This window comes from Pelagerythrobacter marensis (assembly GCF_036700095.1).
Taxonomy (GTDB): domain Bacteria; phylum Pseudomonadota; class Alphaproteobacteria; order Sphingomonadales; family Sphingomonadaceae; genus Pelagerythrobacter; species Pelagerythrobacter marensis_A.
The window spans coordinates 1,151,940-1,164,183 of the sequence record NZ_CP144918.1 but is presented as its reverse complement, the minus strand read 5'-3'; the positions used below and the strand labels follow the sequence as shown (position 1 = coordinate 1,164,183).

At 68.1% G+C, this 12,244-nt stretch carries 17 protein-coding genes; 5 read left to right on the top strand and 12 right to left on the bottom strand.

Annotated elements, in window-relative coordinates; genetic code table 11:
* Positions 1-19: 19 nt before the first annotated feature.
* From yidD to V5F89_RS05350, 4 genes are all read right to left on the bottom strand, one after another.
* Complete coding sequence (gene yidD, locus V5F89_RS05365) at positions 20-229, bottom strand: membrane protein insertion efficiency factor YidD (protein WP_338447214.1); 210 nt, start codon at positions 227-229, stop codon at positions 20-22.
* Entirely contained in the window at positions 226-594 is a 369-nt protein-coding gene (rnpA, locus tag V5F89_RS05360; RefSeq protein ID WP_338447213.1) for a ribonuclease P protein component, read from the bottom strand. The genes yidD and rnpA overlap by 4 nt, the downstream gene beginning before the upstream one ends.
* Before the next feature lie 147 nt (positions 595-741).
* Complete coding sequence (gene rpmH / locus V5F89_RS05355; RefSeq protein WP_160734471.1) at positions 742-876, bottom strand: 50S ribosomal protein L34; 135 nt, start codon at positions 874-876, stop codon at positions 742-744.
* Positions 877-991: 115 nt separating this feature from the next.
* On the bottom strand, positions 992-1,744 hold the full coding sequence (locus V5F89_RS05350; RefSeq protein ID WP_338447212.1) for an alpha/beta hydrolase: 753 nt from the start codon (positions 1,742-1,744) through the stop codon (positions 992-994).
* Positions 1,745-1,904: 160 nt separating this feature from the next.
* Between V5F89_RS05350 and V5F89_RS05345 the strand changes: the two genes are divergently transcribed.
* Positions 1,905-3,413: a YifB family Mg chelatase-like AAA ATPase gene (locus V5F89_RS05345; RefSeq protein WP_338447211.1), complete on the top strand. Its 1,509-nt coding sequence runs from the start codon at positions 1,905-1,907 to the stop codon at positions 3,411-3,413.
* Between the two features lie 22 nt (positions 3,414-3,435).
* Here the strand turns inward: V5F89_RS05345 and V5F89_RS05340 are convergent, their stop codons facing one another.
* Together V5F89_RS05340 and V5F89_RS05335 are read right to left on the bottom strand one after the other, a co-directional pair.
* Complete coding sequence (locus tag V5F89_RS05340) at positions 3,436-3,783, bottom strand: VOC family protein (RefSeq protein WP_338447210.1); 348 nt, start codon at positions 3,781-3,783, stop codon at positions 3,436-3,438.
* Between the two features lie 80 nt (positions 3,784-3,863).
* Positions 3,864-4,409, bottom strand: a complete 546-nt coding sequence (locus V5F89_RS05335; RefSeq protein ID WP_338447209.1) for a helix-turn-helix domain-containing protein — start codon at positions 4,407-4,409, stop codon at positions 3,864-3,866.
* A 168-nt stretch (positions 4,410-4,577) separates the two neighbouring features.
* Between V5F89_RS05335 and V5F89_RS05330 the strand changes: the two genes are divergently transcribed.
* Complete coding sequence (locus V5F89_RS05330) at positions 4,578-4,916, top strand: CC_3452 family protein (protein WP_338447208.1); 339 nt, start codon at positions 4,578-4,580, stop codon at positions 4,914-4,916.
* Between the two features lie 65 nt (positions 4,917-4,981).
* Here V5F89_RS05330 and V5F89_RS05325 read toward each other — a convergent pair whose 3' ends face one another.
* The 3 genes from V5F89_RS05325 to galE form a co-directional block, all read right to left on the bottom strand.
* A complete protein-coding gene (locus tag V5F89_RS05325; RefSeq protein ID WP_338447207.1) occupies positions 4,982-5,620 on the bottom strand; it encodes an HAD-IA family hydrolase in 639 nt (212 codons plus the stop codon).
* 84 nt (positions 5,621-5,704) lie between these two features.
* Complete coding sequence (ykgO, locus tag V5F89_RS05320; protein WP_007165381.1) at positions 5,705-5,830, bottom strand: type B 50S ribosomal protein L36; 126 nt, start codon at positions 5,828-5,830, stop codon at positions 5,705-5,707.
* 98 nt (positions 5,831-5,928) lie between these two features.
* On the bottom strand, positions 5,929-6,969 hold the full coding sequence (galE, locus tag V5F89_RS05315) for a UDP-glucose 4-epimerase GalE (protein ID WP_338447206.1): 1,041 nt from the start codon (positions 6,967-6,969) through the stop codon (positions 5,929-5,931).
* A gap of 110 nt (positions 6,970-7,079) precedes the next feature.
* Here galE and V5F89_RS05310 point away from each other — a divergent pair, with 110 nt between their 5' ends.
* Entirely contained in the window at positions 7,080-7,709 is a 630-nt protein-coding gene (locus V5F89_RS05310) for a DUF4136 domain-containing protein (RefSeq protein WP_338447205.1), read from the top strand.
* Complete coding sequence (locus V5F89_RS05305) at positions 7,706-8,848, top strand: M14 family metallopeptidase (RefSeq protein ID WP_338447204.1); 1,143 nt, start codon at positions 7,706-7,708, stop codon at positions 8,846-8,848. Before V5F89_RS05310 ends, V5F89_RS05305 begins: the two co-directional genes overlap by 4 nt.
* Positions 8,849-8,879: 31 nt before the next feature.
* Here the strand turns inward: V5F89_RS05305 and V5F89_RS05300 are convergent, their stop codons facing one another.
* The 3 genes from V5F89_RS05300 to V5F89_RS05290 are packed head-to-tail and all read right to left on the bottom strand — an operon-like array spanning position 8,880 to position 10,534.
* Positions 8,880-9,284, bottom strand: coding sequence for a cytidine deaminase (locus V5F89_RS05300; protein WP_338447203.1), 405 nt, complete (start codon positions 9,282-9,284; stop codon positions 8,880-8,882).
* Positions 9,285-9,315: 31 nt separating this feature from the next.
* Positions 9,316-10,029 (bottom strand): glycoside hydrolase family 25 protein, encoded by a 714-nt coding sequence (locus V5F89_RS05295; RefSeq protein ID WP_338447202.1) that lies wholly within the window; start codon positions 10,027-10,029, stop codon positions 9,316-9,318.
* A gap of 10 nt (positions 10,030-10,039) precedes the next feature.
* Entirely contained in the window at positions 10,040-10,534 is a 495-nt protein-coding gene (locus tag V5F89_RS05290; RefSeq protein WP_338447201.1) for a UPF0262 family protein, read from the bottom strand.
* Between the two features lie 166 nt (positions 10,535-10,700).
* Between V5F89_RS05290 and V5F89_RS05285 the strand changes: the two genes are divergently transcribed.
* On the top strand, positions 10,701-12,215 hold the full coding sequence (locus tag V5F89_RS05285) for a replicative DNA helicase (RefSeq protein WP_338447200.1): 1,515 nt from the start codon (positions 10,701-10,703) through the stop codon (positions 12,213-12,215).
* Positions 12,216-12,244: the final 29 nt, after the last annotated feature.

Here is a 12,244-nt window from a genome sequence, read left to right as displayed (position 1 = left end):
CAGGTGTGTTATATAGGCACTACGGCACAGGATCATAGCCGTGCCCGCCCCATGGGTGGCAGCGCATTATACGCTTCACCGCCATCCATCCACCCTTGATTGCCCCGTGCTTCTCGAGCGCCTCGATAGCATATTCGGAACAGCTGGGGGCATAGCGGCAGGTGGGCGGGAGTATGCGCGACGGCCCGAGCTGCCAGGCGCGCGCCACCAGGATGAGCGCACGCCTCACTTGCCCCGCCCCCGGCGGCGGCGCGGCGGATCACCCTTGCCTGCGGCCGCGCGGCGCAGCGCTTCGCCCAGTTCCTCCGCCATTCGTGCGAAATCGCGTTCGACCCCGCCCTCCCGGCCGATCAGCACATGGTCGTGGTCGGGCAGCCCGGCGTCGGGCAGGGCGGCGCGCAGAAGCGCGCGGAAGCGGCGCTTCATGCGGTTGCGCACGACGGCGTTGCCGATCTTTTTGGTCACGGTGATGCCGAACCGCTTGCCCTGCCCGCCATTGGGGCGCGCCAGCAGCACGAAGCCCGGCCGCGCCACGCGCAGCCCGCGATTCGCGGCCAGAAAATCGGCGCGCTTGCGGATCGTCGCGAGTGTCATCGCCGAAAGAATAGGATCAAACGCAGCCGATGGTAAGCCTGCACGAAACGGGCTCCCGAAAGGAACCCGCATGGCCAGCCGGCCGCTTCTCGCGCCAAAAGGCGCCAGGATGTCGCGCGCCCGCCCGGCGGACGCATGCGAAGGAGATTACGCGCAGAGCGACTTGCGGCCGCGCTTGCGGCGTGCACGCAGGACCTTGCGGCCGCCGGGGGTCGCCTTGCGGGCGAAAAAGCCGTGGCGCCGCTTGCGCACGAGGTTGCTGGGCTGGAAAGTCCGCTTCATAATATCCTCGAAAAACTCAGATCGACGCCCCTTGCCGCAGCAATCCCATGCCACGGCAATCGGCGCCAATGAAAAGGGCCGCCTGCAACCAGACGACCGCCGTAAGGGCGCGCGACTAGGGCAGCGCGGCGCCCAAGTCAAGATAGGCGATGCGGGGCGCTGCCGGTTGCGGTGCCGGAGCTGCCGTGTCCGGCCCGGCCGTCTGCGGCGCCAGCCAGCGGCGCATTTCCTCCGCCCGGAGCCATCGGGCATCGGCGAATCCGACCGAATTGGTCATCGCATAGAACGCGCGCGCCGCCGCCTCGTCCATGCCCATCTCGCGGTAATAGGCGATGTAGGGGGCATGGATCGCCGCCCCGGGCGCGAAATCGCGCGCTTCGCGGCCATCCTCGTCGATCCACGAGTGGACGGCGAATTCGGCCCCGTCGTCGATCCGGCGGTCCGCGCCCGCCAGGAACAGCTCGACCGCGCCCGAGCGAACCGAGCCGCCGGCAGGAACATGGGTCGCGATGCCGGCCGCGCGAATCATCCGCCCCAGATCGAGATTGGCGCGGTCGTCCTCGGTCCCCGGACACTCGACCATCTCCAGCGTCGCGAGCGCGGGATAGTCGCGCAGCATGGCGGCGAACTGGGCGGGGCTGGCCGAATCGGTCACGTCGACAAGAGCCGCGCGCTGCCCGTCGAGCACGCGGAACGGGCCGTAACTGGCAATGGCGCGTCGCTCGACCGCGAGATCCGCCGGCACGAAGCGCGCCGAACCGCTCGCAACCCATTCCTCGACCACCACCACCGTCACCGTCTCGCGCGCCTGAAGCGGTGCCGAGAGCGCGGCGGCTGCGAGGGCAAGCAAGGGCAGGAGCCGGACCATGCGCGCAGTCTGCGCAGCGCCGCCTTGCCCAAGTGCAAAGCGAAATGCTTTCGCGAAGGTTAGCGATAATCGGTCCGGGCCGGAGAAAATCGCAAGCGGACCCTCGACAGCGCGCCCGGCCAGCGCCAAAACCCCGTGCCGGGGACGGGGGAGTTTACGCGTGGTCGCACTGGTCAGGACGGTCGCCTACCTCGGGCTGGAGGCGCGCGCGGTCGAAGTGCAATGCTCGGTCGCGCCGGGCCTGCCCAAGTTCAACATCGTCGGGCTGGCGGACAAGGCGGTAGGCGAAAGCAAGGAACGGGTGCGCGCCGCGCTGTCGTCGATGGGGCTGGCGCTTCCGCCCAAGCGCATCACGATCAACCTTTCGCCCGCCGACCTGCCCAAGGAAGGATCGCATTACGACCTGCCGGTCGCGCTCGCGCTGCTCGCCGTCATGGGCGTGACCGATGCCGAACAGCTTGCGGACTTCGTGGCCGTGGGCGAGCTGGCGCTCGACGGGCGCGTGGTCCCCTCCCCCGGGGTCCTGCTCGCCGCGCTTCACGCCAGCCAGCAGGAATCCGGGCTGATCTGTCCTGCGGCGCAGGGGTCCGAAGCCCGCTGGGCGAGCGACGTCCCGATCGTCGCCGCGCCCGATCTGATCGGCCTGCTCAACCATCTGAAAGGGACGCGGCGCCTGCCCGATCCCCCTCCGGGCGAAGTCGAGGCGGCCGCGCCCGGCCCCGATCTGCGGCAGGTAAAGGGACAGGAAACGGCCAAGCGCGCGCTGGAAATCGCCGCGGCGGGCGGCCACAACCTGTTGATGATCGGCCCGCCCGGCGCGGGCAAGAGCCTGCTCGCGTCATGCCTCCCCGGCATCCTGCCCGACCTGAGCAGCGCGGAGGCGCTGGAAGTCTCGATGGTCCAGTCGGTCGCGGGCACGCTGGAGGGCGGGCGGATCTCGCGCGCGCGCCCGTTTCGCGCCCCGCACCATTCGGCGAGCATGGCCGCGCTCACCGGCGGCGGGCTGAAGGTCAGGCCCGGCGAAGTCAGCCTGGCGCATCTGGGCGTGCTGTTCCTGGACGAGCTGCCCGAGTTCCAGCGCGTGGTGCTCGATTCGCTGCGACAGCCGCTGGAGACTGGCCGAGTCGATGTCGCGCGCGCCAACGCGCACGTCAGCTATCCCGCGCGGGTGCAGCTGATCGCGGCGATGAACCCGTGCCGCTGCGGCCATCTCGGCGACCCGGCGCTCGCATGCAGCCGCGCGCCGCGCTGCGCCGCCGACTATCAGAACAAGGTTTCGGGGCCGATGCTCGACCGGATCGATCTCCATGTCGAAGTGGAACCGGTCAGCGCGGTCGACCTCGCGCTCCCGCCCCCTGCGGAAGGCTCGGCCGAAGTCGCCGCGCGCGTCGCCCACGCCCGCGCGATCCAGACCGCCCGGGCAGACGAGACCGGTGCCCGCACCAACGCCGAACTCGACGGCGATCCGCTCGAACGCTTCGCCACGCCCGACGAAGCCGGCCGCGCGCTGCTGATGCAGGCGGCCGAGGCCATGCGGCTATCCGCGCGCGGCTATACGCGAATGCTGCGCGTGGCGCGGACGATCGCGGACCTGGCAGGCGCCGAGCAGGTGGGGCGCATCCATGTGGCCGAAGCGCTCGGCTATCGGCGCCAGCCGCCGCGGGCATAGCCGCCGCGAAACGCGCGTCGCCTCAGCTGTCGACAACGTTGACGAGGTTGCCGGCCGGATCGCGGAAGAAGAAGCGGCGGAGCCCCCAGGGTTCGGTGGCCGGGCCGTAGACCACTTCCGCACCCGCATCGCGAACGGCGGCTTCGGTGGCATCGAGATCGTCGACCCCGATCGAGATCACGGGCAGTTCGGTGCCGGACCCTCCCTGCGAAGCGGTATGCAGCTCGATCTTCTGAGTCGACTCGCGACTCAGGAACGCGATCCAGCCCATGTCGAAAGGCAAGTCCAGATCGAAGACCAGCCGGTAGAATTTCGCAAGCGCCATCGGGTCCGGCGCGTTCAGGTTGGCAACGATTCTGGTGACAACCATCGTGAAACGCCTCTTGCACTGGCCAGGGCCCGGCGGCGAAGGCGCGGATGGCGCAAGCGGCCAACAGGCCGCTTTCCAGGCTATTCCGCCGCCTGCACCCGGTCGTAGTAGGCCACGTCGCCGCGGCCCAGCGGTTTGCCCGGCTCGACGCGCGTGCCGTCGTCGCGCAGGCCCATCCGGTCGGGCTTGACCAGGCGGAGATCCTTGTGCGCCAGGATGCGGCCGTCGTGCGACAGGATCGAGGTCGGGCCGATCGGCAGGCGGTCGCGCTCGTCGACCAGCACCGGGTCCTCCACCACTTCGCTGCCGTATTTCTGGCCCCACTGGCGCAGCGCGACCATCGCGGGCAGGAGATCGGAGCCCTTGGCGGTAAGGCGGTATTCGATCCGCCGGCGATCGTCCGGGCACGGCTGACGATCCAGAATCCCGTGCTCGACCAGCTTGGCGAGCCGGTTGGAAAGGATATTGCGGGCAATGCCCAGTTCGCTGAGGAATTCCTCGAAATGGTGCAGGCCGTTGAAGCTGGCGCGCAGGATCATGAAGCTCCAGCGCTCTCCCATGACCTCGAGCGCTTCGGGAAGGCCGCAATTGGTCAGCTCGCGCAGCGGTTCTCTTACGTCACCCATAGGCTCATTTCTCCCGCGGCCATCTGTAACCCGAAGCCGCGCCGTCACAAAATTGAAATTAAGTTTCTGCTTGCAACCTATTGTGCAGTGCGGTAACCAGCGATTCGCGACGGGTTGTTATTCGAAACTCGTTGGGAATGTAAGCCCTCTGCGAAAAGGATCAGTCCGATGACCCTCTCCTCCCCTCTCCGCTCCGCCGGCGCGGCAACGCTGGCCGTCGCCATCAGCGCCCTCTCGCTCGGCGCGCTTGTCGCGCCCGCCCCCGCCCATGCGAACAGCGCGGCCTTCTACACCGTCGAACTGGCCGCACCGGCCGCCGAGCGCACCACCATTATCGGCGGCGTCGCCTGGCAGTGCCAGGGCACGAGCTGCGTCGCGGCCAAGAGCAATTCGCGGCCCGTCGTGGTCTGCCAGCGCGTCGCCCGCGAGCTGGGCGAAGTGACCGGCTTCACCGCCAAGGGCAAGGCTCTGGCGGACGAGGATCTCGCCCGCTGCAACGGCAACTGATCCCACCCGTCCTCTCCGAACAGGGTGGCACTTCTGGGCCTCCGGCAAACGCCGGGGGCCCTTTTTCATATCAGCCCGCGCGCTTCCAGATCGCGTTCCAGCGTGTCGGCATCGCGGAAATGGTGCACCTGCCAGCCCAGGGCGGCGGCGGCATCGATATTCGCGCGGTTGTCGTCGATGAACAGCATCGCCTCCGGCGGATAGCGAAAGCGTTCGGCGGCCAGCGCGAAGATCGCGGCGTCCGGCTTCATCGTCTTCTCGCGGCCCGACACCACGATATCGCCGAACAGGTCGAACAGCGGCTCGGTCGGGCGGAACATGTCCCAGAACTCGGCCCCGAAATTGGTGATCGCGAACAGCGGAACGTCGCGCGCCGCCAGCCGCCGGACCAACGCCGCCGTGCCCGGCACGCGGCCCGGCAAAGTTTCGAGAAAGCGTTCGGCATAAGCCGCGATCAGCGCGGCGTGCTCGGGAAATTCCGCCTGCCGTTCGGATATCGTTTCCGACAGAGGGCGCCCCGCATCGTGCTGGAAATGCCATTCCTCGGTCACGACTTCGGCCAGGAACCGATCGAGTTCGGCGGGGTCGTCGATCAGCTTCGCGAACAGCGCGCGCAGGTCCCACTCAACGATCACCCGGCCGACGTCGAACACGACAGCTTCCACGGCGGCGGTTTCCACGGCAGGATTTCCGGTGTCAGACATGCAAAAAGCCCCCGCTTTCGCGGAGGCTCCCCGTCGGCATTCGATTTGCGCCGGGGCCGCGAACGTGTCGCGGCGCACGGGGCATCAGCCCTGGCGGGCCTTGAACCGGCGATTGGTCTTGTTGATGACGTAAGTCCGCCCGCGGCGACGGATCACGCGGCAATCGCGGTGACGGTTCTTGAGCGACTTGAGACTGTTGCGGATCTTCATTGGTCTTTCCCGGGAACGAAATCGGCACCGGAGATGGCCCCCGATGCCGTAGAAATCAAGCGGCGCGCCTAAGCGGCACGGGCGGCAGAGTCAAGCGCTCAGGCGGCGGAAACGACCCGTCGCAGCCCGTCTGCCTCGCCCGCCGACTGCTCCGCCAGGACGCGCTCCCATTGCAGCGCGTGGGACACGATCCGGTCCAGATCGGCATATTTCGGCTCCCACGGCAGCGTCGCGCGAATGCGCGCGGGATCGGAGACGATCGAATCGGGATCGCCGGGCCGGCGCGGGCCGAACCGGCGTTCGATCGCGCCGCCGGTCGCGCGGTCGACCGCATCGAGCACTTCGAGCACGGAAAACCCCCGGCCATAACCGCAATTCATCGTCAGCGAGCGGCCCGGTTCGGCGATCAGCGCCTCCAGCGCGAGGACGTGCGCGGCCACCAGGTCGCTGACATGGATATAGTCGCGCACCCCCGTCCCGTCGGGCGTCGCATAGTCGGTGCCGTAGACCTCGACATGGCTGCGCCGCCCCGTCGCCGCCTCGCACGCCACCTTGATCAGATGCGTCGCCCCGGCGGTCGACTGCCCGGTGCGCCCCCGGGGATCGGCCCCGGCGACGTTGAAATAGCGCAGCGCGCAATAATCGAGCCGGTGCGCGGCTGCGGCATCGGCCAGCATCCGTTCGGTCATCAGCTTGGACCAGCCGTAAGGGTTGATCGGCCGCTGCGGCGCGTCTTCGCCGACCGGCGAGACATCGGGCATTCCATATGTCGCCGCCGTGCTGGAAAAGACGATGCGCGGCACGCCCGCCGCCACCGCCGCGGCGATCAGCGCGCGGCTCTTCACCGTGTTGTTGTCGTAGTATCCGAGCGGGTCGGCAACCGATTCGGGCACCACGACCGAGCCGGCGAAATGCATGATCGCGCCGATCCCCTGCTCGGCGAAAATCCGCGCCAGCAGCGCCGCATCGCCCACGTCGCCGCGATAGAACGGCACGGTCGGCGGAACGGCGAACCGGAAACCGGTCGAAAGATTATCGACCACCGCAACCGGCCAATCCGCGTCGAGCAGCGCGAGAACGGCGTGGCTGCCGATATACCCGGCACCGCCGGTCACCAGCACGGGGGGCTTGCAATCCATGGAAACATGCTAGGCCGCCTTGGTAAAGGAACCGTTTGCCCGCGCCCGCCGATCCGGGCACGCACGGGCCGGCCCGTGCGTTGTTGCAGGCACACATCAGGAGTCCCGCCATGGAAGCCCAATCGTTCAGGATACTGCCCGCCGCGCTCGCCGCCGCCGCCCTCTCCACCCTTGCAGCCTGTGCCACGCCCGCGGTCACCGGCCCCGTCGAAGTCACGCGGTTCGTCGAACCGGCGGCGAGCGCGCAGCTCGGCCAGGGCACGATCTTCGTCGAGACCGCGCCCGGGGCGCAGGCCGATTCGCTTGCCCTGACGCCGTACAAGCAGGCCGTCGCGCGCGAGCTGGCCCGGCTCGGCTATCGCGAGGCGCCCCGCGCCGATGCGGCGCAAGTCGCGCAAGTGCGGGTCGAACGCTTCGTGTCCGGCCCCGACGGCCAGCGACGCGGCCCGGTCAGCGTCGGCGTCGGCGGCTCCACCGGCAGCTACGGATCGGGTGTGGGACTGGGGCTCAACATCAATCTGGGCGGCGGCCCGCGCGAGACGATCGCCACCCGGATCGGGGTAATGATACGTGACAAGCAAAGCGGCACGACATATTGGGAAGGGCGCGCGCAATTTTCGGTAAGCGAAAATTCACAATATGCCGAGCCAGCAGCCAGTGCGAAAGCCGTGGCGGAGGCGCTGTTCCGGGACTTCCCCGGCCGCAACGGCGAGACGATAGAAGTAAAGGTTCCCGAGTGAGCACGAACGACATCCAGATCGACTGCAATTTCGACGGCGGCAATATCGAGGTGCTGTCGGTCGACGGCGCCAGCGCCGCGCTGGCCATTCGCCAAGACCATATGTCCGAATTCCGGCAGTGGTTTCATTTCCGCGTCAGCGGGGCCGCCGGGCGCGAACTCGTGCTCAGGATCACCGGCCTGGAAGCTTCGGCCTATCCGCTCGGCTGGCCGGGATACAATTGCCGGGTGAGCGAAGACCGCGAATACTGGGCGGTCGCGAACACCGCCTACGACAAGGATGCCGACGGCGGCACGCTGACCGTGCGCCATACCCCGGCCAGCGATCTCGCCTGGTTCGCCTATTTCGCGCCCTATTCGATGGAGCGTCATCACGATCTGGTGGCCGAATGCGCCGCCAGCGAAGGGGTCGGCTATCGCCGGCTCGGCACGACGCTGGACGGGCAGGCGATCGATTGCCTCGAACTGGGCGAAGGCGAAAAGCAGGTCTGGCTCTATGCCCGCCAGCATCCGGGCGAGACGCAGGCGGAATGGTGGATGGAAGGCGCGCTGGAACGGCTGATCGATCCGGCCGATCCGATCGCCCGGGCGCTGCGCGCGAAATGCCGGTTCCATATCGTGCCCAATTGCAACCCCGACGGGTCACGCCGCGGGCATTTGAGGACCAACGCCAAAGGCGTGAATCTCAACCGCGAGTGGGACAATCCGACGGCGGAGAATTCCCCCGAGGTTCTGGCGCTGCGCAATGCGATGGACGAAGCCGGGGTCGACTTCGCGATGGATGTCCACGGTGACGAGGCCATTCCGGCGGTCTTCCTCGCCGGTTACGAGGGGATTCCCGGGCTGACAGACGAGCATTACGCCGGCTTCACCCGCTACCGCGCGATCCTCGATCGCCGCACGCCCGATTTCCAGACCGAAAAGGGCTATGTCCCGGCCAAGCCCGGCCAGGCCAACCTGTCGATGAGCACGACCCAGGTCGCGCACCGTTTCGGCGCCACGGCGATGACGCTGGAAATGCCGTACAAGGACAACGACGACCTGCCCGATCCCGAGCAGAACTGGTCGCCCGAACGGTGCCGGCAGCTGGGCCGCGATTGCCTGGGCGCGCTGCTGGAATGGCTGGACGGGGGAAGCTGAGGCCGGCTCCCGAACGCCTCCGTGCGCGCGCTCAATCCAGGCTGGCCGGGCCGAAAGCCTCGGGCAGGAGCGCGCTCAGCCGGATGCGCCGCACTTCGGCCGGGCCGACGCACAGCACTTCGGGATCGGTGCCGCCGAGCGCGGCGAGTTCGTTGAGCACCTGGCGGCAGCGGCCGCACGGGGTCACCGGATCGGCGCCGGGTCCGGTCACCGCGACCGTCGTCAGCCCGCCGCGAATTCCCTCCGCCATCGCCTTCGCCGCCGCGACCGTTTCGGCGCAGAGCGCCAGGCCGTAGCTGGCGTTTTCGACATTCGTCCCGGTCACCACGCGGCCGTCGGCGAAACGCAGGGCCGCGCCGACAGGAAACTGCGAATAGGGCGAATAGGATTTTTCCGCCGCAGCGCGCGCGGCGGCGATCAGGTCTTCGTCGGTCATGGCCCCTGCTACCCCCTTTCCGACAGGCGCGCTACGGCCGCGCGACGACCCAGCGCAGCGGCCGGTCGACCGCCTCGGTATGCAGGGCGGTGTTGGCGGTCCAGAGCAGCCAGGGGCGGCCGGCATATGTCGGTTCGAACCGGGTCCGGGTGAGCCAGATATTGCGGTCCAGCATCCCGGCGAGGCGATAGCGATCCTCGAAGTCGGGATCGATCTTCAGTATCACCGGCTTGCCCGCGTGCATCTCGATCTGGTTGATCAGCGTCATCAGCTCGCTTTCGACCGCCGCGTCGCTCACCCGTTCGGCACAGTCGCCCGCGGTGCGCGCCAGTTCGATCGCGGGGGGCAGCAACGCGGGATCGCGCGGCACCATGGTGACGAAATTGGCCGACTGCCCGTCGGCCATCGTGCACGGATCGAACCGGTGGACGGCCCCGACCTGCAGGCCGGCGGCACGCGCGGCGGCGAGATGGCCACCCAGCGCCGGGTCCTGCCCGCGCGCCCCGTCGCTGGCGTCGAGATAGACGAAACTCGCCCCCAATGCGCGCAAGGTGCGGAAATTGACCGCGCCGTCGCCGGTCCCGATCTGCACCCCCTGGTCGGGAAACGCCGCTTCGGCCGGCCGCCAGTGGCGCAGATCCCACCACAGCCAGAGGCCGCCGGCCAGCACCACCAGCAACAGCGCCGCCAGTGCACGCGCGCGCCAGCCGGGCCGCGTCCGCCGCTTCGCTCTCCTGCCTGTCATGCGCCGCCCCCTACCCCTTGATATGCAGCACGCAGATCAGCGTGAACAACCGCCGCGCCGTGGCGAAATCGGTTTCCACTTTCCCTTCCAGGCGTTCCAGCAGCAGCTCGGCCGCATTGTTGTGAATGGCGCGCCGGGCCATGTCGATCGTTTCGATCTCTGCCGGGGTCGCCTTGCGGATCGCCTGATAATAGCTGTCGCAGATCGCGAAATATTCGCGGATGGGCCGGCGAAAGCGAGCGAGGCCGAGCACCAGCGTTTCCACCGGAACGTCGTCCATCGTCGCGATCGCCAGAGCCAGCCGCCCGTCCTGAACCGACAGGGTGAGCCGCCAGGGGCCGGTGTGGCCCTTCTCCACCGCCCGCAGCGGCTTGAACGTGTTCTCCTCGATCAGATCGTAGATCGCGACCCTGCGTTCCTGCTCCACATCGGGGTTGCGCCACAGGATCGTATCCTGATCGAGCGCGATGTGAGCGATACGCCATGAGTCAGCCGGGTCGGACATTGTCCCGTCGCTTTCGCAGATGCGAAGGGGCGGGGGCAAGCCTTCTTGCATCGCGCGTGCATCGCGGCGGCCGCCGGGTCCCGCACGGCCTTTCCCCGCTATCCACAGCCACGCCACCGGCCCTCGCTATTGCCATCGCGGGCGCGGCCTGCGCACAAGGCCGCCGATGGCCGAACAAGACCTCCTCTCCCGCCCCGACGCGGATTCCGTGCAGGGCCGAGCGCTGCCCGCCAATATCGAGGCCGAGGCGGCGTTTCTCGGCGCGGTGCTGATCGACAACCGGGTGATCGAGGAACTGCCGGTCGCGCTGCGGCCCGAACATTTCTTCGAACCGCTGCACCAACGCATCTACGAACGCGTGCTCACACTGCTGGATCGCAATGCCGTGGTGACCCCGGTCACGCTGAAGCCCTATTTCGAAGCGGACGAGGCGCTCAAGGAAATGGGCGGGATCACCTATCTCGCCCAGTTGACCGCCGACGGCCAGGGCCTGCTGGCCCCGCGCGAACTCGCCCAGCAGATCTACGACCTGGCCTTGCTGCGCGAGCTGGTCAGCGTCGGCCGCACGCTGGTCGAAGGGGCGCTCGACACCAGCGAGGACGTCGCGCCGATGGACCGCATCGCACAGGCGGAGGCCGACCTGTTCAAAGTCGCCGAAGGCGCTTCCGCGACCAGCGAGGCGTCCACTTTCGGCATGGCGACCAACAAGGCGCTCGGCATGATCGAGCTGGCGATCAATTCGGGCGGCCACATCTCGGGCAAGACGACCGGCTTCACCTCGATCAACGACAAGTGCGGCGGGCTGCACAATTCCGATCTCATCATCCTTGCCGGCCGCCCGGGCATGGGCAAGTCGTCGCTCGCGACCAACATCGCCTTCAACTGCGCCGACCGCCTGCTGCGCGACCGGCGCGACCAGATCGACGAAGCGAAATCCGTGGGCGCGGGCGTGGCCCTGTTCAGCCTCGAAATGAGCGCCGACCAGCTCGCCACCCGCATCCTGGCCGAACAGGCGGGCATCAGTTCCGAAGCTCTGCGCATGGGCAAGATCAGCCGCGACGACTTTCAGAAGCTCAGCTTCGCCAGCCAGCGCCTGGCCGAGCTGCCGCTGTTCATCGACGACACGCCCGCGCTCACGATCGCCGCGCTGCGCACCCGCGCCCGGCGGCTGAAGCGCAAGCACGATATCGGTCTGGTCATCGTCGACTATCTCCAGCTTCTCCAGGGCAGCGGCCGGGCGAACGACAATCGCGTGAACGAGATTTCCGAGATCAGCCGCGGGCTAAAAACGCTCGCCAAGGAACTCGACGTGCCGGTGATCGCGCTCTCGCAGCTCTCCCGCGCGGTCGAACAGCGCGACGACAAGCGCCCGATGCTGTCCGACCTGCGCGAATCGGGCTCGATCGAGCAGGACGCGGACATGGTCTGGTTCATCTACCGCGAGGATTACTACGTCGCCGCGCGCGAGCCGAAACGGCCGGTGGAAAGCGATGACGCCAAGACGCACGAGGCGCATTCCGCCTGGGCGGCGGAAATGGAGCGCGTCTTCGGCCTCGCCGAGCTGATCGTCGCCAAGCAGCGCCACGGCGCGACCGGCAAAGTCCGCCTGCGCTTCGAACCGCGGATCACGCGCTTCTCCGACCTTGCCGAGGAAGACCGGCGCACGGGCGAATACGACTAGAGCGCTTTCATCGGGAGCGGCCCTGGCGA

Coding starts and splice junctions, on each gene's coding strand:
- rnpA (WP_338447213.1), bottom strand. CDS start 594: ATGACACTCGCGACGATCCGCAAGCGCGCCGATTTTCTGGCCGCGAAT.
- rpmH (WP_160734471.1), bottom strand. CDS start 876: ATGAAGCGGACTTTCCAGCCCAGCAACCTCGTGCGCAAGCGGCGCCAC.
- V5F89_RS05350 (WP_338447212.1), bottom strand. CDS start 1,744: ATGGTCCGGCTCCTGCCCTTGCTTGCCCTCGCAGCCGCCGCGCTCTCG.
- V5F89_RS05340 (WP_338447210.1), bottom strand. CDS start 3,783: ATGGTTGTCACCAGAATCGTTGCCAACCTGAACGCGCCGGACCCGATG.
- V5F89_RS05335 (WP_338447209.1), bottom strand. CDS start 4,409: ATGGGTGACGTAAGAGAACCGCTGCGCGAGCTGACCAATTGCGGCCTT.
- V5F89_RS05330 (WP_338447208.1), top strand. CDS start 4,578: ATGACCCTCTCCTCCCCTCTCCGCTCCGCCGGCGCGGCAACGCTGGCC.
- V5F89_RS05325 (WP_338447207.1), bottom strand. CDS start 5,620: ATGTCTGACACCGGAAATCCTGCCGTGGAAACCGCCGCCGTGGAAGCT.
- ykgO (WP_007165381.1), bottom strand. CDS start 5,830: ATGAAGATCCGCAACAGTCTCAAGTCGCTCAAGAACCGTCACCGCGAT.
- galE (WP_338447206.1), bottom strand. CDS start 6,969: ATGGATTGCAAGCCCCCCGTGCTGGTGACCGGCGGTGCCGGGTATATC.
- V5F89_RS05310 (WP_338447205.1), top strand. CDS start 7,080: ATGGAAGCCCAATCGTTCAGGATACTGCCCGCCGCGCTCGCCGCCGCC.
- V5F89_RS05300 (WP_338447203.1), bottom strand. CDS start 9,284: ATGACCGACGAAGACCTGATCGCCGCCGCGCGCGCTGCGGCGGAAAAA.
- V5F89_RS05295 (WP_338447202.1), bottom strand. CDS start 10,029: ATGACAGGCAGGAGAGCGAAGCGGCGGACGCGGCCCGGCTGGCGCGCG.
- V5F89_RS05290 (WP_338447201.1), bottom strand. CDS start 10,534: ATGTCCGACCCGGCTGACTCATGGCGTATCGCTCACATCGCGCTCGAT.
- V5F89_RS05285 (WP_338447200.1), top strand. CDS start 10,701: ATGGCCGAACAAGACCTCCTCTCCCGCCCCGACGCGGATTCCGTGCAG.